At 66.3% G+C, this 20,010-nt stretch carries 17 protein-coding genes; 10 read left to right on the top strand and 7 right to left on the bottom strand.

What is annotated here, in order from left to right; translation table 11 throughout:
- The first annotated feature begins 315 nt into the window (after positions 1-315).
- Together FHX47_RS10135 and FHX47_RS10130 are read left to right on the top strand one after the other, a co-directional pair.
- Positions 316-2,562 carry a transglycosylase domain-containing protein gene (locus FHX47_RS10135; protein ID WP_183358821.1) on the top strand — a complete coding sequence of 749 codons (2,247 nt, stop codon included), beginning with the start codon at positions 316-318 and terminating at the stop codon, positions 2,560-2,562.
- A 9-nt stretch (positions 2,563-2,571) separates the two neighbouring features.
- A complete protein-coding gene (locus FHX47_RS10130; RefSeq protein ID WP_183358820.1) occupies positions 2,572-3,513 on the top strand; it encodes a metallophosphoesterase in 942 nt (313 codons plus the stop codon).
- Positions 3,514-3,873: 360 nt separating this feature from the next.
- Here FHX47_RS10130 and purD read toward each other — a convergent pair whose 3' ends face one another.
- The gene (purD, locus tag FHX47_RS10125; protein WP_183358819.1) at positions 3,874-6,078 is read right to left on the bottom strand and encodes a phosphoribosylamine--glycine ligase; all 2,205 of its coding nucleotides are present in this window, start codon (positions 6,076-6,078) and stop codon (positions 3,874-3,876) included.
- A gap of 174 nt (positions 6,079-6,252) precedes the next feature.
- On the opposite strand from purD, the gene FHX47_RS10120 reads away from it, so the two are divergent.
- From FHX47_RS10120 to FHX47_RS10095, 6 genes are all read left to right on the top strand, one after another.
- Positions 6,253-7,281: an asparaginase gene (locus FHX47_RS10120; RefSeq protein WP_183358818.1), complete on the top strand. Its 1,029-nt coding sequence runs from the start codon at positions 6,253-6,255 to the stop codon at positions 7,279-7,281.
- Between the two features lie 11 nt (positions 7,282-7,292).
- Positions 7,293-7,706, top strand: coding sequence for a sterol carrier family protein (locus FHX47_RS10115; protein ID WP_183358817.1), 414 nt, complete (start codon positions 7,293-7,295; stop codon positions 7,704-7,706).
- Positions 7,707-7,727: 21 nt separating this feature from the next.
- Positions 7,728-8,027, top strand: coding sequence for a hypothetical protein (locus FHX47_RS10110; RefSeq protein ID WP_183358816.1), 300 nt, complete (start codon positions 7,728-7,730; stop codon positions 8,025-8,027).
- Complete coding sequence (gene purF / locus FHX47_RS10105; RefSeq protein ID WP_183358815.1) at positions 8,027-9,646, top strand: amidophosphoribosyltransferase; 1,620 nt, start codon at positions 8,027-8,029, stop codon at positions 9,644-9,646. The genes FHX47_RS10110 and purF overlap by 1 nt, the downstream gene beginning before the upstream one ends.
- Complete coding sequence (gene purM, locus FHX47_RS10100; RefSeq protein ID WP_183358814.1) at positions 9,643-10,848, top strand: phosphoribosylformylglycinamidine cyclo-ligase; 1,206 nt, start codon at positions 9,643-9,645, stop codon at positions 10,846-10,848. Before purF ends, purM begins: the two co-directional genes overlap by 4 nt.
- Positions 10,849-11,007: 159 nt before the next feature.
- Positions 11,008-11,811, top strand: coding sequence for a queuosine precursor transporter (locus tag FHX47_RS10095; RefSeq protein ID WP_183358813.1), 804 nt, complete (start codon positions 11,008-11,010; stop codon positions 11,809-11,811).
- 81 nt (positions 11,812-11,892) lie between these two features.
- Here the strand turns inward: FHX47_RS10095 and FHX47_RS10090 are convergent, their stop codons facing one another.
- Positions 11,893-13,116, bottom strand: a complete 1,224-nt coding sequence (locus FHX47_RS10090; protein ID WP_183358812.1) for a Fic family protein — start codon at positions 13,114-13,116, stop codon at positions 11,893-11,895.
- A 54-nt stretch (positions 13,117-13,170) separates the two neighbouring features.
- Positions 13,171-13,296: a ParD-like family protein gene (locus tag FHX47_RS11140; RefSeq protein ID WP_221206360.1), complete on the bottom strand. Its 126-nt coding sequence runs from the start codon at positions 13,294-13,296 to the stop codon at positions 13,171-13,173.
- Between FHX47_RS11140 and FHX47_RS10085 the strand changes: the two genes are divergently transcribed.
- Positions 13,238-13,465 (top strand): SAM-dependent methyltransferase, encoded by a 228-nt coding sequence (locus FHX47_RS10085; RefSeq protein WP_425484916.1) that lies wholly within the window; start codon positions 13,238-13,240, stop codon positions 13,463-13,465. The genes FHX47_RS11140 and FHX47_RS10085 overlap by 59 nt on opposite strands.
- Positions 13,466-13,483: 18 nt before the next feature.
- Here FHX47_RS10085 and FHX47_RS10080 read toward each other — a convergent pair whose 3' ends face one another.
- From FHX47_RS10080 to FHX47_RS10070, 3 genes are read right to left on the bottom strand one after another with little or no spacing between them, the layout of a single operon-like run.
- Positions 13,484-15,025, bottom strand: a complete 1,542-nt coding sequence (locus FHX47_RS10080) for an MFS transporter (protein WP_343064367.1) — start codon at positions 15,023-15,025, stop codon at positions 13,484-13,486.
- Positions 15,022-15,954: a Sir2 family NAD-dependent protein deacetylase gene (locus tag FHX47_RS10075; protein WP_183358810.1), complete on the bottom strand. Its 933-nt coding sequence runs from the start codon at positions 15,952-15,954 to the stop codon at positions 15,022-15,024. The genes FHX47_RS10080 and FHX47_RS10075 overlap by 4 nt, the downstream gene beginning before the upstream one ends.
- A gap of 9 nt (positions 15,955-15,963) precedes the next feature.
- Complete coding sequence (locus tag FHX47_RS10070) at positions 15,964-16,146, bottom strand: DUF3073 domain-containing protein (protein ID WP_183358809.1); 183 nt, start codon at positions 16,144-16,146, stop codon at positions 15,964-15,966.
- 141 nt (positions 16,147-16,287) lie between these two features.
- On the opposite strand from FHX47_RS10070, the gene FHX47_RS10065 reads away from it, so the two are divergent.
- Complete coding sequence (locus FHX47_RS10065) at positions 16,288-16,947, top strand: hypothetical protein (protein WP_183358808.1); 660 nt, start codon at positions 16,288-16,290, stop codon at positions 16,945-16,947.
- 41 nt (positions 16,948-16,988) lie between these two features.
- Here FHX47_RS10065 and clpB read toward each other — a convergent pair whose 3' ends face one another.
- Entirely contained in the window at positions 16,989-19,619 is a 2,631-nt protein-coding gene (clpB, locus tag FHX47_RS10060) for an ATP-dependent chaperone ClpB (protein WP_183358807.1), read from the bottom strand.
- Positions 19,620-20,010 lie beyond the last annotated feature (391 nt).

The following is a 20,010-nucleotide window of genomic DNA, read 5'->3' as shown; positions in this document are numbered from 1 at the left end:
GCCAGGCAGCTTGAGCCCATCCACATAGGGGATCAGGCGTGTCATAGCCTGCAGGAAGGTGCGGCGATTCCCACTGTCGACGCGTTCCTCGGCGCTCCGAGACTCTCCTGTGGACGGCTCAGATGCCGGACTGCCGCCATTTTTGGACAGGACTCGCTCAGGTCGTTGCATATCGCAACAACTTTACTCTGCTTCTCTCGCACCCGTCCACCACGCCGTGGCCCAGAACACGCGCCTGCTCGCGCGCGCTGATCCTTGGATGCGCGCTTGAACACCGCTGCACAGCAGATTGACGAGTTCGATATCATAGATTTCATGCCTCCTCGCAAATCCCCGCTTTTTGACACGGCCACGACCGTGGGCAAAATCATGTCCTTCCTGGGCGTCAGCGCCCTCTGCGGCCTGCTGTTCATGGGTCTGGTGTTCCCGCTGGCCGCCACCGGAGGTGCTGCAGCGTCTACCGGCAGCGACATCCTGGAGGATGTTCCGGCGGAGATGACCGAGGAGCCGCTGTCAACGCCCTCACGCATCTACGCCAACGATGGTGAGACGCTCATCGCCACCTTCTATGCGGAGAACCGCACTCCGGTGGCCCTGGACAATATTTCCCAGCAGATGCAGGACGCGATCATCGCGATCGAGGACGAGCGGTTCTACCAGCACGGCGGCGTGGACGGCCAGGGGCTGGCCCGTGCGGCGGTGCACACTCTGACCCAGCCCACCCGCCAGGGCGCTTCGACACTGACCATGCAGTACGTTAACAATGTGCTGAACAATGCCGCGGTGGTCCGTGGTGAGGGCAGCGTGCTGGGCTCCTTCGCCCAGGAGAAGACCTATGCGGACAAGCTGCGCGAGATGAAGCTGGCGGTCTCGGTCGAGCAGGAGATGACCAAGGACGAGATCCTCGAGGGCTATCTGAACATCGTGATGCTCGGCGGCCAGAACTACGGAGTGGAGGCCGCAGCCCAGCACTACTGGGGCATCCCCGCCTCCGAGCTGAACATACAGCAGTCCGCCACGTTGGCCGGCATGGTTCAGGCACCCAACCACTTCAAGCCCGATGACAACCCGGAAGATTCCCTTGAGCGGCGCAACACGGTTATATCATCCATGCACCGCAACGGTTTCATCACCGAGCAGGAGCGCGACGAGGCCATCGCCTCAGATCTGAATGTGGAGAACACCAACCCGGAGCCCTCGGGCTGCATCGCCGCCGAGCTGGGCCCCTACTTCTGTGACTATGTCACCCAGACCGTTCTTACCGATGACACCTTTGGCGAGAACCAGGACGAACGCGAAGAGCTGCTGTACCGCGGTGGGCTGAACATCGTCACCACCTTGGACCCCGAGACCCAGGCAAACGCTGAAGAGGAAGTCAAGGACACGGTCCCGCCGGGCGATGACTCCGGTGCGGTGGCTTCCATGATCTCCCTGGACCCGAAGACCGGAAGCATCGAGGCCATGGCCCAGTCGACCGAGTGGGACCCGGACTCCGAACTGAGCGAAGGCAGCACCACTCTGAACGCCAACGTCGGCCCGGACAGTGGCGGCGGACCCAACGCGCTGCCGGTGGGTTCGACGCTGAAACCGTTTGTGGCTGCCGCCTGGGTCGAAGAGGGCGGCTCCATGGATGACATTGTTGACGCCTCCGGCAGCGACTTTGAACAGGGCGACCGGATCGAAGCCTCGTGTGTGCCGGGTGGCTCCTACCGGCTCGGCGTGGAGTCAGACAGCGGTGACGACGCGGTGTGGGACGTGGAGAACGTCGGGGACAATATGGACCGTGAGATGTCCATCGATTACGGGCTGTACAACTCCGTCAACACCGCCACCTTGGCCACTGCGTTCGATATGGACATGTGCGCCATCACCGATCTCACCGACCGGCTGAACATTGTTGAGGCCAGCAGCGGCGAGGGCATGCAGCCCACCGAGCCCTCCTTCACCATCGGCGGCACCGAGACTTCACCGCTGACCCTGGCTTCGGCCTATACCATCTTCGCCAACGACGGCACCCAGTGCGAGCCCCGGGCCATCACCGAGGTCACTGACGCCCAGGGCAACGAGTACTCAGTGCCCGAAGAGAACTGTGAAGAGGTCGTTGACGGCGACGTCGTGGCTCAGGTCAATGACACTTTGGTCAATATTGCAGAGCGTCCCCAGGCGTACAACGCGCCGTTTGAGCGCGGGAACCCGCCCTATGCCATGCTGGGCAAGACCGGCACCAGTGGTGAAAACTCCAACACCTGGTTCGCCGGCAGCTCCGAAGGCTTGACTTCGGTCGCGCACGTCGGTCGCCTCGATAGCATTGACCCCCTCAACGAAATCCCTATTAATGGACAGTCTTTCGAATGGTTCTACGGTTCCTCCATGGCTCAGCCCATGTGGTACGACTACATGCGCGAGGTCGGCGGGGACTACCCCACCGGTGACTTCCCCGAGCCCTCGGACTCACCCTTCGATGACCGCCGGGAGGACTACCCCCGTGAGGGGGCGCTGCCGACCGACGGCGACTCCTCAGACGATGACGACGACAGCGACGACGATGACGACGACAGCTGATCGCCGTCGATGAGCGGTGTGCTGCGTGGGCTCGGACTCGGCGCGGCAGCGGTGTCCGTGCTGGGAGCCGGGTGCCTGGTCTATGCCAACCGCGTGGAGCTCAACCGCTTCACCCTGCGCCGTGACCAGGTTGACGTCCCGGGACTCGACCGGACGCTGCGGCTGCTGCACATCTCCGATATTCACTATGTGCCGGGTCAGACCAAGAAGCTGCGCTGGCTGCAGTCCTTGGCCCAGCTGGAGCCGGATGTGGTGATCAACACCGGGGACAATCTCTCTGACTCCGCCGCGGTGCCAGAGGTATTGGAGGCCCTCGAGCCGCTGATGCGGTATCCGGGGGCTTTTGTGCCGGGCTCCAATGACTACTACACCCCACGGTTCAGGAACCCGCTGCGCTACCTCGCCGGGCCCTCTCGGCCACATTCGCGGCCCGCGACCCTGCCCACCGATGAGCTGTTCGGCGCATTCCAGGAGGCAGGCTGGGCCAACTTGACCAATACGCACAGCTTCGCGCAGGTGGCCGGCCTGGGGGTCGAGCTCTCCGGCGTCGACGATCCGCATCTGGACTTGGACGAACCGCCAGTATGGCCCAGCGGTGAACGTGCTGGGGCGGCTGAGCCGCGGTTGCGCATCGGGGTGGCGCATTCGCCGATGCGCCGTGTGCTGCAGGCCTTCGCCGATGACGGCGCGCACCTGGTGCTGGCCGGCCACACCCATGGAGGTCAGGTGTGCCTGCCCTCGCTGAACCCGCGCGGCGGTCCGGCCCTGGTGACCAATTCGGACCTGCCGGCCGCCAAGGCCAAGGGTCTGCACACCCTCATGGGAGCCGGGGGCAACACCACCTGGGTGCATGTATCGGCGGGGATCGGCACCTCGGCCAAAGCCCCGATCCGGTTCTTCTGCCCGCCCGAGGCGAACCTACTGACTCTCACTCCAGATACCACCAGGTGAGTCTCGACCGCACACACCCACCGGGACCCCGGCAGGCGGTCCTACGCTGCGGGTTTGCGTTGGCTTCCGTCCATGGCGCAACCTTGTAGCTATTACTCAGAATTTGTTCAGAATTGTCATGTTAGACTTAAAACGGAAAGTTCAAGCAACAAACTGAAAGAAGGTTCACATGCCTGGAAGCGGTTTAATTTGGACTATTGTAGGCATTCTACTCATTATTGCATTGTTGATATTCATCTTTTAGTCGTCTCATAGTCCGTGGCGCCCGTTCCGCGGGCCCTCTCGCATAGACAAGCCCCTAGACTGGTGTCCCGCACTCAGGCTCCTGCGAGCCTGGGTGCGGCACCCACGTTTGGGGGCTTATTGCGTTCGGCCAGTCAGCCGGTGGTAGGCATCGAAATAGCGCTGGCGGGTGGCGAGAACAACCTCCTGCGGCAGCGCTGGTGGTGCGGCGTCGCCGTCGCGGTCCCACCCGGACTCCGGGCTGGTGAGCCAATTGCGCACGAACTGCTTGTCGAAGCTGGGCTGAGCCCGACCCGGCTGCCAGTCCTGGGCGGGCCAGAACCGCGATGAGTCCGGGGTCAGCACCTCGTCGGCGAGTATCAGTCCGCCGTCGTCGTCGAGCCCGAATTCGAATTTGGTGTCCGCCAGGATGATCCCGGCCTCCCGGGCGCGGGCCTCAGCGAGCGCATAGGTGTGCAGTGAGGCGGCGCGCAGCCGGGCCGCCAGGTCGGCTCCGATCCGCTCTTCGAGCTGGGTGAAGGTGATGTTCTCATCGTGATCGCCCTGCTGGGCCTTGGTCGAGGGGGTGAAGATCGGCTCCGGCAGTGCTGAGCCGTCCTGCAGCCCGGTGGGCAGTCTGATGCCGCTGACCTCCCCGGTCTTGCGGTATTCGGCCAGGGCGGAGCCGGTCAGGTAGCCGCGCACTATCGCCTCGGCGCTGACCATGGTGAGCCGGCGGACGATGAGCCCGCGGCCGGCCACAGCTTCGGGCACCTCGGTGGAGACCACGTGGTGGCGCAGCCCTTCGGCCTCCAGCAGCCGGAACCACCAGAGACTCAGCTGGGTCAGTGTCCGGCCCTTGTCCGGGATGCCGGGGGAGAGCACGTGGTCATAGGCGCTGATCCGGTCTGTGGCGACCATCAGCAGCACGTTCTCGCCCTCCCAGTCCGAACCCGGTGCCGCAGTGTAGAGCTCACGCACTTTGCCGGATCCGGCGTGGGTCCAGCCCGGCAGCTGCGCGGCGACACTCGCCTGGCCGCCGACCTCGATCGTGCCCGCGAGGGCTTTGGCGGCGATGTCCGTGCGGTGCTGCTCGCCGGCCCAGCTGATCTGACCAACCCCGGCGTAGGCCCGGTCGACCGCCTGCTGAAGAGAGGGCCCGGAGCCGACGACGGCGAGCACCCGGCCACCGGCGGTGATCAGCTGCCCGGCGTCGTTGGTGGCTGTGCCGGCGTGGAGCACCGCGACGTCGTCGAGCTGTTCGGCCTGGTCCGCACCGCTGATCACATCACCGGTGCGCGGGGCGTCCGGGTAGTTCTCGGCGGCCATGACCACCCCGACTGCGTAGCCCTCACACCACTGCAGCTGCCGCTGTGCGCCGAGGCGGCCGGTGGCGGCGTCGTACAGCAGTGTTCCCAGCGGAGCGTCCAGCCGCTGCAGCACCGCTTGGGTCTCCGGGTCGCCGAAGCGGGCGTTGAACTCAATGACCCGCACCCCGCGGCTGGTGACCGCCAGTCCGCAGTAGAGCACCCCCACAAAGGGCGTGCCGCGGCGGGCCATCTCCTCCAGGGTGGGCCGGGCAACCTTCTCCACCACGGTTTCGGTGAAGTCCAAGGTCTGCCCGCCGTGGGTCTCGGTGTAGCTGTGCAGCCAGTCCAGCGGCGTGTAGGCGCCCATGCCTCCGGTATTGGGGCCGGCGTCGTCGTCGAATATGCGTTTGAAGTCTTGGGCCGGGGTCAGCGGCACCAGATTCTGCCCGTCGCAGATGGCGAAGAGGGAGACTTCGGGGCCGTCGAGGAACTCTTCGACGACCACGGAGCCGCCGACGTCGAAGCAGGCCTCGGCGTGGGCGAGCGCGGCTGCGCGGTCGGAGGTGACGACCACACCCTTGCCGGCGGCCAACCCGTCGTCCTTGACCACATAGGGGGCGCCGAACCGGTCCAGTGCCGCTGCTGCGGTGGCCGCGTCCGCGGCGTGGACGGCCTGCGCGGTGGGCACGTGGGCTGCGGCCATGACCTCTTTGGCGAACGCTTTGGAGGACTCCAGCTGGGCCGCCGCCTGGGAGGGGCCGAAGACGGCGACGCCGAGGTGACGCAGCTCATCGGCGACGCCTGCGGCCAGCGGCGCCTCGGGGCCGATGATCACCAGGTCGTAGGATTCGGCGGCGGCGAACTCGGCCAGCGCCGGGCCGTCCTGCGCGCTGATGTGGGTGTGGCAGAGCACCTCGGCGGCGATGCCGGCATTGCCGGGCAGCGCATGGACCTCCCCGACCGCGGCGTCGCGCTTCAACGCTCGGATGATTGCGTGCTCACGGCCCCCGGGACCCACCACAAGAATCTTCACGGCACCCAGCCTATCGGCCCCGGGCACCGCCGCCGCCCTCGTTCGGTCACGCCACCGCCGCATCCGTTCGGTCACGCACCCTGACCGTAGTTTGGCCGGATTTCACCCGCAATTGCAGTTGGAATGCGTGACCGAACGAGAGGGGGCCTGGGAACGGCGCCCTAGACTGGTGCCATGTCTAAGACGAGCCCGCCCACTGTGTCCACTGCCGGTGCTGGTGAGTCCGCCGAGCTGGCGATGATCACCCGGGCCGGCGTCGTCGAATCTCGGCATCTGGGCTCCGCAGTGCTGATCGGCGCCGACGGGCAGGTGCTGGAGTCGATCGGGGCCCCGGATGCGGTGATGTTTCCCCGCTCCTCCCTGAAGCCGCTGCAGGCGGTGGCCGCCCTGCGTGCGGGCGCGCTGATCACCCCGGAGGCGGTGGCGATGGCCTGCGGGTCGCACACCGGGTCGCGCAGGCACCAGGAGCTGGCGGCGGCGACCTTGGCCAAGGAAGGGCTGGACGAGACTGATCTGAAGTGCCCGGCCGCGCTGCCCGCACGGTCGCAGGACCTGCGGATCCATCTTGAGGCGGGCAAGGGCGAGACCCCGCTGGCGTTCAACTGTTCGGGCAAGCACGCCGCCTTTTTGGCCGCCGCGCGCACCCAGGGCTCCCGATTGGCCACCTACACCGACCCGAATCATCCGCTGCAGCAGGTCGTCACGGAGGTCTACACCGAGTACACCGGGCAGCCCCCGGCGCTTAACGGCGTCGACGGGTGCGGCGCCCCGGCTGCCGCGATGCCCCTGCGCGCCCTGGCGCGCGGGTTCGGGAAGCTGGCGTCCTCGCTGCGCAGCCGCGACGCCGAGGTCCACGCCTTCACCGTGGCCCAGGCCATGCTCGACTACCCCTGGGCGGTGCACGGGCACAACGAGCCGGACACTGTGGTCATCGAAGAGCTGGGGCTGCTGGCCAAGTCTGGGGCCGAGGGCGTCCTCGTCGTCGCCGCCCCTGACGGCACCACTGCCGCGGTGAAGACCCTCGACGGCTCCGGACGGGCTAATCACCTGGTGGCACTGAGCCTGCTCGGCGCCCACGGGGCAGTGGACCTGGACCGGCTGGGCGCAGTGCTGAAGACGATCATCCGGCCCATCACCGGCGGCGCGCAGAAGGCTCCGGCCGGCAGCCTGCGGCTCTCCGAAACCGTCACCTCCCGGCTCTGAGGAGGCGGCACGTGGCACGACGACGCATCAGTCGGCACACCGGGCAGTCGGCCCTGAGCGCATGGGCCAGCGGCGATGAGGATCGCAGAACTCTGGCGACGGCGGCGCGGTTCCTGCTGGAGGAGCTCACCGAGCAGGCCCCGGGCAGCTCCGTGGAGGTGCGGGTTCCGCCCTTCGGCGTCGCCCAATGCGTGCAGGGGCCGCGGCACACCCGCGGCACCCCGCCGAACGTGGTGGAGTTCGACGCCCAGACCTGGCTTCAGCTGGCCACCGGGCGCACTGCGTGGGGCGAGGCTCAGGCGCAGGGCCTGATCAGCGCCTCCGGGACCCGCGCTGACCTGACGGAGGTGCTGCCGCTGCTGCAGAATCCCAGGCAGCTCCAGGATCCCGACGCCGATGGGGATCAGGGTGCGCCCGGACTGTAGCCGGGCTGTAGAATCGTGGATATGCCCTCGTCTACGTCGCACCGTCAGGTGAGCGTTCGTACCGTCCCGAAGCTGCTGCCGTTCATTGTTGCAGCGGTGGCTGTGGCGTTCACCGCCGCCGTCGTGCTGGTCTACTCCACCCCGCCGGTGGAGAACTACAGCCGCGCCTCGTCCCTGGGGTACATGACCCTGGTCTTCGCGATGCCGGCGCTGGCGCTGGCCGTCACCGCCTGGCTGACCGTGGAGAAGGTGCTGCGGCGCAGACAGCAGACCTACAACGCTACACCTGCCGAAACACGGACCGAGAGGACCGGCACCTGATGACGCGAGGTGACGGGCGGCTGAGCTTCAACCTTTTGGACGAGGATCCGCTGGCCCAGGACGAGTGCGGGGTCTTCGGCGTCTGGGCGCCGGGGGAAGAAGTCTCCAAGCTGGCTTACTACGGGCTCTACGCCCTGCAGCACCGGGGCCAGGAGTCCGCCGGCATTGCCACCAGCGACGGCAACAACATCAAGGTCTACAAAGACGTCGGCCTGGTGTCGCAGGTCTTCGACGAGACCACGCTGACCACCCTGCGCGGACACATCTCGGTGGGCCACTGCCGCTACTCCACCACCGGCGGAAACCAGTGGTCCAATGCCCAGCCCACCTTGGGCGACACCCCCCACGGCACCGTGGCCCTGGGGCACAACGGCAATCTCACCAACTCCGGCGAACTCTATGACCGCATTGTGGAGCGTCACGGCCGGGCCAACTTCGGCGAACTGGCCCAGGGCAACACCACGGACACCGCACTGGTCACCGCACTGCTGAAGGAGCAGCCCGGCGATTCGCTGGAGGAGCAGACGATGGCGCTGCTGCCCACGCTGAAGGGTGCGTTCTGCTTCGTGTTCATGGATGAGAACACCCTCTACGCTGCCCGGGACGCCCAAGGGGTGCGCCCGCTGGTACTCGGCCGGCTCGAGCGCGGCTGGGTGGTGGCTTCGGAGCAGTCTGCGCTGGCCACCGTCGGCGCCTCGGTGATCCGCGAGATCGAGCCGGGAGAGTTCATCGCCATCGACTCTGACGGGGTGCGCTCGCACCGCTTCGCTGACTCTGCTCCGGCGCGCTGCGCGTTCGAGTACGTCTACCTCTCGCGCCCTGATGCGAGCATCAATGGGCGCAGCGTCTACGAGTCGCGTGTGGAGATGGGCCGACAGTTGGCCCGGGAGGACACCCATGAGGCCGATGTGGTCATCCCGGTGCCCGAATCGGGAACCCCTGCGGCCGTGGGCTATGCCGAGGAGTCGGGGATCCCCTTCGGCCAGGGCTTCATCAAGAATTCGTACGTGGGCCGCACCTTCATCCAGCCCTCGCAGACCCTGCGGCAGCTGGGCATTCGGCTCAAGCTCAACGTCCTGGAGCATGTGGTCCGCGACCGGCGGGTCGTCGTCGTCGATGATTCGATTGTTCGCGGCAACACTCAGCGCGCCGTGGTGCGGATGCTCAAAGAGGCGGGTGCGGCCGAGGTGCACGTGAAGATCTCCGCCCCGCCGATCAAATGGCCCTGCTTCTACGGCATCGACTTCGCCAACCGGGCGCAGCTGATCGCCAACGGCGCCACCATAGATGAGATCACCCAGGCCGTCGGCGCTGATTCGCTGGCCTACATCAGCCACGAGGGCATGATCGCCGCCACCGGCCAGCCGCGATCCACCCTGTGCACCGCCTGCTTCACCGGTGAGTACCCGATCGAGCTGCCGCCGGAGGAGCAGCGCGACAAGATGCTGCTGGAGCAGCCGGCCCTGCCGGGGATGCCCAACGGTCGGACCAGACCCAGCGGAGAGCACCGCGCAGAGTCCCGTGCAGAGTCCGGCCCCGATGCCCAGTGTGAGCCTGCTGAGACGGCAGATCCGGCTTCAGCGGTGCCGGACGAAACGAGCACGAAGGCGGACCGATGACAGCCCACTCAGGCGGGGCAGCCAGCACAGGAGACGCAGAGCACTCCGCAGGCGCAGCGCCGATCACCTACGCCTCGGCCGGGGTCGACGTCGACGCCGGTGACCGGGCCGTAAAGCTGATGAAGGCCCATATCCAGGCCACCCACACCCCCCAGGTGGTCGGCGGCTTCGGCGGGTTCGCGGGGATGTACGACGCCGCCGAGCTCAAGCGGCTGCCGCGGCCGCTGCTGGCGACCTCCACCGACGGGGTCGGCACCAAAGTGGCGATCGCGCAAGCCCTGGACAAGCACGACACCATCGGCTTCGACCTGGTGGGCATGGTGGTCGATGACATTGTGGTCGTCGGGGCCACACCGCTGTTCATGACCGACTACATCGCCTGCGGCAAGGTGGAGCCGGCCCGGATCGCCGACATCGTCTCCGGGATCGCGAAGGCTTCGGCCGAGGCCGGCACCGCGCTGGTGGGCGGGGAGACCGCAGAGCACCCCGGGCTGCTGGCGGAGAATGAGTACGACGTCGCCGGCGCAGCCACCGGTGCCGTGGATGCCTCCGCAGTGCTCGGGCCGGAGCGTGTGCGCGCCGGTGACCGGATCATCGCTATGGCATCCTCGGGCATCCACTCCAACGGCTACTCGCTGGTGCGGCGCATCGTGCGTCAGGCCGGGTGGGCCTACAGCCGGTATGTGCCGGAGTTCGGCCGCACCCTCGGTGAGGAGCTGCTGGAACCGACCCGGCTCTACACCGCCGCATGTCTGGACCTGGTCACCACGTTCAACGGTGACCCGGCCCAGCGCGAAATCTCCCCCGAAGCTGCCGTGCGCGGGTTCAGCCACGTCACCGGCGGCGGCATGGCCGCCAACCTGGCGCGCGTGCTTCCCACCGGACTGATGGCCACAGTGGATCGCTCCACCTGGTCCTGGCCCTCGGTGTTCGACGTGATGGCCGATTTGGGCCGAGTGCCGCAGCCAGACCTGGAGCGCACACTGAACCTGGGGGTGGGCATGATCGCAGTGGTCTCAGCCGAACAGGCCGACGCCGCCGTCACCCACCTCAACGCGTCCGGCCAGAACGCCTGGATCATGGGCGAAATCGCCGAGTACACCCCTGAGGAGGTCGCCGAGGCCGGTCAGGACTTTGTCCAAGGAGCCAAAGGCGTCGACGGCGGTGGTGTGCTGCTGGCCGGGACCTACCGCAGCCCCTAGCCGCCCGAATTCGCTACGCATAACTCTGAACGACGACCACGGCGGCTGATTCTCCCACTGCCGTCCACGAAGCGTCGCTGGTGGCTTCCAATGCCAGCCGCGGCTGATTCAACGATCAGCCGAATAGCTTCCTCGGCGGCGGACTGGGAAGATTTTCCCATGACATACCCTGAAAACGACTCTGGGCGGGGGTCCGCCGCTGCAGCCGCGGATCCCGGCCAAAACCACAACCCCGGCACGACGCCGAACACTGCCGGCTCCCCCACACGCACCACAGTCTTCGCCCAAACGGGCAGCCAGTTCTACGCAGTGCTGGTCGCACTGCTGACCGCCTTCTACCTGATCTCCAATATCGCCGCCACCAAACAGATGGACTTCGGCGGCTGGGTGGTCGACGGCGGCGTCTTCCTCTTCCCACTCACCTACCTGCTCGGCGGCGTCATCTCCGAGGTCTACGGCTTCAGGGCCGCACTGCGCGCCGTGCTGGTGGGCTTCACCGTGATGATCATCGGCGCCGTCGTCTTCGGCCTGGTCACCATCTCCCCTGCAGTGAGCGATTCCTACAACCAGGAGGCCTTCGAGGCGATCTTCGGCTGGGACGGGATGTATGTGCGCATCCTCATCGCCTCGTCGCTGGCGTTCTTAGCCGGCCAGCTGATGAACTCTTTCGTGATCGTCTGGGTCAAGCGCCGCTTCGGCGAATCCAATCTGTGGGCCAGGATCACCAGCTCCACCGTCTTCGGCCAAATCCTGGACACAGCGCTTTTCGGAGTGATCGCCTTCACCGCCGTGTTCGGCCTGGAGCAGCTGATGGACGCGGCAGAGTTCGCCAGCTACGTGGTCTTCGGGGTGATCTACAAGACCGCCGTCGAGCTCATCCTGCTGCCGGTGACCTACCTGGTGGTACGCACTCTGAAGCGCCGCGAACCCAGCTACACCAGCGCCCGTTCCAACCTCCGCTGAGCGTCCTCAGCACCAATGCCCAGCAGCTGTTCGGCTGAGTGGTCGTTCCAACGGAAACCGTGCTCACACATGAGCGGCGACTCAGGGCTGCGTTCGGATCCGTTGTTCGATGCGATGAGCTAGACCGTCGATCTCGTCGATCACCTCTGAGGCGACCCACACGCGATTGCGTTTTCGGCCGGTGACCTCATGAATGATCCCGGCGTCCTCCAGCCTGGTCACCGCGCGGGCGGCAGAGCGTTCGGAGGACCCGGTAATCTCTTCAGCTTCGTGGGCTGAGAGGATGGGTCTCAGGGTCAGGTGCCTCAGCAGCTTCCCGGACGCGCTGTCCCTCCGTGGCCGGGACGCTTGGTCATTCCACTGCGCAGGCATGTCTTCCAGACGCGCTGCGGTGACCCGGGACTCCTTCGAAGTGACGGTGATCGCTGCCGAGATCACGGAGATCACAGGTCCTGCATCCCCGTCATCCCGGTACTTCCAGAGCGTAGAGAAATAGTCCTCACGCTGGGCGGCAAGCGCCGCGGCGATAGGGATGGTCGTGTGCTTAGTATGCCCGCGCTGGCGCATCAGTGCAGAGATCAGCGCCCGGCCGGTGCGGCCGTTGCCGTCGGTGAACGGGTGGATGTTCTCGAACTGGGCGTGCATGATCGCAGCTTGGGGAATGGCAGGAAGATCATCACGGGAAGCGAAGGCCATCAGATCATCCATCAGAGGGCCCACCATATCCCGAGGTGGAGGGATGTGCAGTGCGTCCCGCGGCGAGTAGTCAGAGCCTCCGATCCAGTTCTGAAGGGTGCGGTATTCACCCGAAGTCGGTTCTAGAGGGTTCGGCGAGCCCATGAGCTTCTTGTGCCCAGCCAGCAGGCTCTGGTGACTGACTCCGCGCTCGACGATGTGTTCAATAGCGTCTGTGGCTCTGACCATGGCTATCGCCGAGCGGTTGGCCTTGTTGCCATACATCGCGCGGATGTAATCCTCAGTAGAGGCGTGCTCGTCTTCGATCTTCGAGGTGGCAATCGCCTCGGTCCGCAGCATCATCCCAGCCAGTGACCGCAGGCGGGACCCGTACTCGGCGTCCAGCCGGACAGCCTCATTCAACGCCGCGTCGCAATCGGCAATCAGCTGCTGCGGGATCTCCACACGCAGATCGGCGACCTGCGGCGGAACATAGGCCTCGAACGCTGTGAACGCCCGATCCTCTCGCGGACCAAACTCGGTGCGCCACTGATGCTTAACTCGCGAATGCGCCGGCACCTCCACAGGAATCGAGGAGTCTGCGGGGCTGCCCACCAGGTGATGGTCCATGTGGCGATTCTACCAGCACTATCAGCATATATATCGCTAAGTGCCGGTACCGATTTACATGTAGCCACTTACTGCCCCAGGCGGCATTTCCAGCTCACGCCCAAGCCGAGCCCAGTGCGCGATCTGTTGTGACACCGGGCGACATGCGTTGGCACTGGCCGAGCTCGGGATGGCCGTCACCGCTGTCGATTTCGCCGCCTCGGCTCACGACCTGGTGCAGCGAGAAGCCACCGAGCGGGGCGTCGCCGACCTCATCACCCCGGTTGTCGCCGATGTCTCGTCCTGGCGGCCGGAGATCAGCAGCCTCGACATCATCGCCATCGTCGAGAAGCGGTCAGCTCAGCAGTGAGCGCGGCGATGTCTCCCCTCAGTAGTTGTTCGGATACTGCTGGGACTGGCTGCCGGGAGTGTAGCGGCGCAGCAGCAGCCCGGCGCAGAGAGCACCCAGCAGCATCACGACGGCGACCGCGGCTAGCACCACCAAATAGGCCAGGTCGAAGGACTCGGCGGCAGCAGCCACCACCGATGCGTCCTGGGAGCCCACAGCGGCGGCCGGCGGCCGCTCGGCCCAGTGCTCGGCGCCGCCGGGCAGCCCGAGGGTGCCGGTGTAGACCAGAGTCAGCAGCGAACCCATGGTCGCCACACCCACCAGACCGCCGAACTCGTAGGAGACCTCCTCCAGTGAGGCCGCCATTCCGGCTCGGTGCGGGGGCACATTGCCCATGATGGCGGAGGAGGCCACCGACATGGCGGCACCCAGGCCCGCTCCCATTCCCAGCAGACCAACGATCAGCAGACCCAACGAATCCTGCCACGCACCGAGGACGCTGATCAGCCCACCTGCTGCGGCCAGGCTGAGCCCACCGCCGATCAGCACCAGCAGCCCCGCCCGGTGCAGCACCGCACCGCCGAAGAGCGCGAACGGCAGAGCCGCGACCGCCAGCGCGCTGACCACCAGTCCGGCCTGCAGCGGGGTGAAGCCTTCCACCAGCTGATAGCGCTGGGTGACCACCAGCTGGATACCCATAATCCCGAAGATGGAGATTCCAGCGGCCACCACTCCCCCACTGAATCCGCGATTTGTGAAGATGGAAAAATCCACCAGCGGCTCCGAACTGCGCACCAGGCGCAGCTGCCGCCTGGTGAAGATGAACAGCACCATGACGGCGACCACGCTGGCGGTGATGGCCAGCGGGTAGTCGACCGGCAGCTCGGCCCAGGTCTTCAGCGCCAACACCGCTGCGCCCATGCCCACCAGCGCCATCATCGATGAAACCCCGTCCCACCGGCGGGCGGGATTGGCGAGGTTGGCCGGGCCCACCAGGATGATCAGCACGCTGGCGGCGATCACCAGGGGCACATTGATCAGGAACACCGAGCCCCACCAGAACCGCTCCAGCAGCGCCCCGGAGACGATCGGACCCAGGGCCATGCCGATGGTGGCGGTGGAGGACCAGACGCCGATGGCCACGTTGCGCTCCCGCTCCACCGAGAAGGTGATGCGGATCAGGGCCAGAGTCGCCGGCATCATGGCTGCTGCCCCAACACCCAGCAGCGCCCGAGCGATGACCAGCATGGCGGCCGTGGGCGCGAAGGCGGCCGCCAATGAGGCAGCCCCAAAGATCAGCAGGCCCACCTGAAAGATGCGCTTATGGCCGAAGCGGTCACCCAGGGACCCGGATCCCAGCAGAAGGCCCGCCATCAGCAGCGGGTAGGCGTTGATGATCCACAGCTGCTCAGAGGAGGAGGCTTCCAGCTCGCTGCTCAGGGTGGGAAGCGCGGTGTAGAGGATGGTGTTGTCCAGCGCGATCAGCAGCAGGGCCGTCGACACCACGCCCAGCACGGTCCACCGCTGCCAGCGCGGCAGCGAGGTCTGCGAAACTGTGGTGACTGGTGCGGCGCGACTCACAGCGCAGCGTCGAGTTCGTCCAGCGCGGGTGCGATGCGGGTGCGCCAGCGCCAGTCGGCCTTCAGATCGGCCCGTGAGGGCCCTCCGTTGATCACCGCGACGGGCTTGCCCGCCCGGTGCATGCGCAGTGCGATGGAGTATCCGCTCATCACCGCCATCGAGGAGCCGACCACCAGCAGGCTCTGTGCAGACTCCCGCAGCTGCGCGACGGCAGCTTTGCGTTCCTCCGGCACGTTCTCACCGAAGTAGACGACGTCGGGTTTGAGCACATCTGCCCCGCAGACTAGGCAGGTCACCATGTGAAAGCGCCGCACCCACGATTCGTCCAGAGTGACGTCGCCGTCGGGGTTGACCTGATCGACAGCAGCCATCGCCGCTTCGGCATAGCCTGGGTTGGCCTCTTCGAGGCGCACGTCCATAGCCTGGCGGTCCTCACGGTTTCCACAGTTCAAGCACACCACCGTGGCCAGGTTCCCGTGCAGGGCAACCATCGGATCGGACCCGGCGGCGGCATGCAGACCGTCAACGTTCTGGGTGACCAGCCCCATCAGGACGCCGCGGCTCTGCCACTTCGCCAGCAGTTCGTGGTTGCGGTTGGGCTGCGCAGCGCCCATCCTGCGCCACCCGAGGAAGCTGCGCGCCCAGTAGCGACGCCGGGCCGCGGAGTCGTACCGGAACTCCTGATACGTCATCGGCCGGTGCCGCTTCAGCGACCCTTGCGGGCCGCGATAGTCGGGGATCCCGGAATCGGTGGAGACCCCAGCACCAGTGACGCAGAGCACTCCTCCGGCGCGCAGCAGGGAGAGCACCCCGGCCCGTGCGGTGTCGGCAGGCTGCGGTTGGGCAGACTCCTCTACCGTCCGGGCCAGGGACCGCAGGGCAGCGCTGTGTGCGCGCTCGGCCTGCGCGGTGAAGTGTGGGGAGCTCAAGTGACCGACTCAGCGGTCGTCGTCCCTGTCATAGGGGTCGTCATCCCAATCACCGTTGTCGTCGTCTTCGGTGCTTTCACCGCGTGCTGCGGCCAGTTCCCGTTCCAATGCCGACAGGTCGGTGTTCGGGGTGTAATACTTGATCTCCCGCGCCTGTTTGGTCGCTTTCGCCTTCTGACGGCCACGCCCCATCAGCGGGACCCCCTTAACGTCGTCTCTGTTCAGCCCGCCGACACCGTTTGTCGCGGGTTTGCCTGCTGGATGAAGTGGTTGGTGCCTACTAGGTTAACATGAGTCCCATCATCGCGTCGCACCGGCAGGGAGGAGCTCAGCATGATGCCCGGGGCGGGCCCGACACCTAGGGCTGGGAAAAAGCCCTCATCACGCCGGGATCGGCGGGTTGCCGCAGGCGACAGTTCACGCCGGCTGAACGCGGTTCCCTTCCTGATCGCAGCGGTGCTGCTGGCGATCATCACCCTCGGGCTGCTCTGGCTGCTCGTCTGGAGCGACGACGACGCCGAGGTGGCCTCGTGGGAATGGGTGGAGGACCCGGCCGACGGCGTCCACGCTCGCGAGGTGCCGCCGGATGACTGGGAGACCGGATGGTGCTTAAGCGGCTACGTCGACGAGGAGACCCCCGCTGATGTGGTCGACTGCGAGCAGACCTACGACCGGCAGATCATGCTCCGGCGCAATATCAGCGACGGCCCCTACCCCGGAGACGCTGAGGTCGCGTCCACCGCGCAGCAGTGGTGCGACGATGACCTGGAGGTCAATACCGAGACCCTGGCGCAGGTGGACCACGAGCTGGAGATCCAGATGTGGCACCCCACGGAGACCACCTGGAAGTCTGACTACGACCGGATGGTCTCCTGCTTTCTGCTCCACGCCGAGGACTCTGGCCTCAGCGGCGACTTCCTCCCCCCAGACGAGGATGCGGAGGACACCGAGACTGAGGCTGAATCAGAGCCCGCGTCAGAGCCCGACGACTGAGCCTTCGACCCGAGGGCGTTCAGCCCAGCCGTCGGGCGCCGTCAGTCGCTCACCTCGGCGCCGTTCTCCTTCTTCTTCACGCTCAGCCCGTGCAGCGTCTCTTCGCTGATGGCGAGGTCATCGCGATCCACCAGCACGGTGTCACCGTCGACGATCTCTTCGGCCAACAGCGCCTTGGCCAGCTGGTCACCGATCTCGCGCTGCACCAGCCGGCGCAGCGGGCGAGCCCCGTAGGCCGGGTCGTAACCGGTGAAGCCCAGCCATTCCTTCGCGGCCGCGGTCACCTCAAGCACCAGTCGGCGTGAGGCCAGCCGATCCTGCAGGTCGTTGATCTGCAGATCAACAATCGAGGTCAGCTGCTCCAGGGAGAGCGGCTCGAAGATCACGATGTCATCCAGCCGGTTGAGGAACTCGGGTTTGAAGCTGGCGTTGACCACCTCCATGACCTGGTCCCGCTTGGCGGACTCCTCCTGGGTCTGATCCACCAAGAACTGGCTGCCCAGGTTGGATGTCATGATCAGCACCACGTTGCGGAAGTCCACAGTGCGGCCCTGGCCGTCGGTGAGCCGGCCGTCGTCGAAGACTTGGAGCAGAATGTCGAAGACCTGCGGGTGGGCCTTTTCGACCTCGTCCAGGAGCACCACGGAGTAGGGACGACGACGCACCGCCTCGGTGAGCTGGCCGCCCTCGTCGTAGCCGACGTAGCCCGGAGGGGCTCCGACCAGGCGAGCCACCGAGTGCTTCTCCGAGTACTCGGACATGTCGATGCGCACCATGGAGCGTTCGTCGTCGAAGAGGAACTCCGCCAAGGATTTGGCCAGCTCCGTCTTGCCCACCCCGGTGGGCCCGAGGAAGAGGAAGCTGCCGGTGGGCCGGTTGAGGTCGGCGACCCCGGTGCGGGCGCGACGAACCGCGTCGGAGACCGACTCCACGGCCTTCTTCTGACCGATGAGCCGGGATCCGATGTGGTCCTCCATGGCCAGCAGCTTCTGTGTTTCGCCTGCCAGCAGCCGCCCGGTGGGGATCCCGGTCCAGGCAGAGATGACTTCGGCGATGGCGTCGGAGTCCACGCGCTCGGGGACCATACGGTCACCGGCGTCCATGGAGCGCTCGGCCTCCTCCGCGGCAGCCAGCTCCTTCTCCAGTTCGGGCAGGTCCCCGTAGCGCAGCCGGGCGGCGTCGCCGAATTCGCCCTCACGCTCAGCGCGCTCAGCGGCGGACTTCAGCTCATCACGGCGGGCGCGCAGCTCACCGGCGCGTACGTGTGCGCCACGTTCGGAATCCCACCGGATCTGCAGCTCGCGCAGCTTCTCGTCCTTATCGGCGAGCTCCTCCTGCAGGCTGGCGAGCCGCTCCTGGGAGCTTTCGTCGGTCTCCTCAGTCAGCCAGCGCTCCTCGACCTTGAGCCGTTCGACCTCGCGGCGCAGCGCGTCGATCTCCACCGGATCCGAGTCCAGCTCCATCTTCAGCCTCGAGGCCGCCTCGTCCATGAGGTCGATGGCCTTATCGGGCAGTTGGCGGCCGGTGATGTAGCGGTCGGAGAGGCTGGCGGCTGAGACCAGGGCGGCGTCGGAGATCTCCACACCGTGGTGGGCCTCATACTTCTCCTTGATGCCGCGCAGGATGGTGATGGAGTCTTCGACACTGGGCTCGGCGACATAGACCTGCTGGAAGCGACGTTCCAGGGCGGCGTCGGACTCAATGTTTTCGCGGTACTCGTCCAGGGTGGTGGCTCCGACCAGCCGCAGCTCACCGCGGGCCAGCATGGGCTTGAGCATGTTGCCGGCGTCCATGGAGCCGTCTGAGGAGGCCCCGGCACCAACCACGGTGTGAATCTCGTCGATGAAGCTGATGATCTGGCCGTCGGCCTGTTTGATCTCGTCGAGCACAGCCTTCAGCCGCTCTTCGAACTCGCCGCGGTACTTGGATCCGGCGACCATGGCGCCCAAGTCCAGGGAGATGAGCGTCTTGCCCTTCAGCGCATCTGGCACATCGCCGGCGTGGATGCGCTGGGCGAGGCCTTCGACCACAGCAGTCTTGCCGACGCCGGGGTCACCGATGAGCACCGGGTTGTTCTTGGTGCGGCGGGAGAGGACCTGGATGACCCGGCGGATCTCGGCGTCGCGGCCGATGACCGGATCCAACTTACCCTCTTTGGCGATCTGGGTCAGGTCGGTGCCGAACTTGCCCAGGGCGTCGAAGGTGCCCTCTGGATCCGCGGTGGTGACTCTACGGTCCCCGCGCAGGCCAGGCAGCTCTGCCTTCAGCGCTTCGGCGGTGGCTCCGGCCTCGCTCAGGGCTCGGCCCGCAGGTCCGGCGTCGGCGGCTATGCCCAGCAGCAGGTGTTCGGTGGAGACGAAGTCATCGCCCATCCGCTCGGCCTCTGCCTGGGCGGATTTGATGACGTTGAGCCCTGCGGAGGAGAACTGGGGGGTGGAGACGGAGTCGCCGCTGGTGGAGGGCAGCGAACTGATGGCCGCCGAGGCGCGGGTGGAGACAGCGTCGGGCTCTGCGCCGACGGCTTTGAGCAGCGCGACGGCGATCGACTCGCGCTGATCCATCAGCGCCTTGAGAAGGTGCGCGGCCTCGATCTGCGGGTTGCCGGCGGTGTTGGCGTTCATGGCGGCCGCCGATACGGCCTCTTGGGATTTGGTGGTGAGTTTGACGTCCATGAGCAGTGCGATCCCTTTCCTGTACGGCTGAAGAAGCCGGATCCAAACTTGAGTATACTCTACTCAACTTTACTGTCGTCATCGTTATTCCCCCATTTCACCAGAGCCGCTGGACACACTGAAGTCCGCCCAGGGTGGCCTTCAGGGCGCAGTGCCGGAGGACTTCTTCGAGCCGCTGGCCGACAATGAACTCCGCGCCTGGGAAGGCCGCTGAGCGATGGGGGCCCTGCTGGATAAACGCTGCTGGCCGCCCCGACGCCTACTGGTTCGGCGGGTTCACCTCAGCATCTTCGGCAGCAGCCTCGGCGTCTGATGTGTTCTCCGGGGCCGCGTCGTCGGCGTCGGCGTCGTCGTGCGTGTCCTGGGTTCGGCGACCATGGGCTGCGGCAAT

Source organism: Garicola koreensis (assembly GCF_014195445.1).
GTDB lineage: Bacteria > Actinomycetota > Actinomycetes > Actinomycetales > Micrococcaceae > Nesterenkonia > Nesterenkonia koreensis.
The sequence above is the reverse complement of the archived record's forward strand: the minus strand, read 5'-3'. Positions and strand labels throughout refer to the sequence as shown.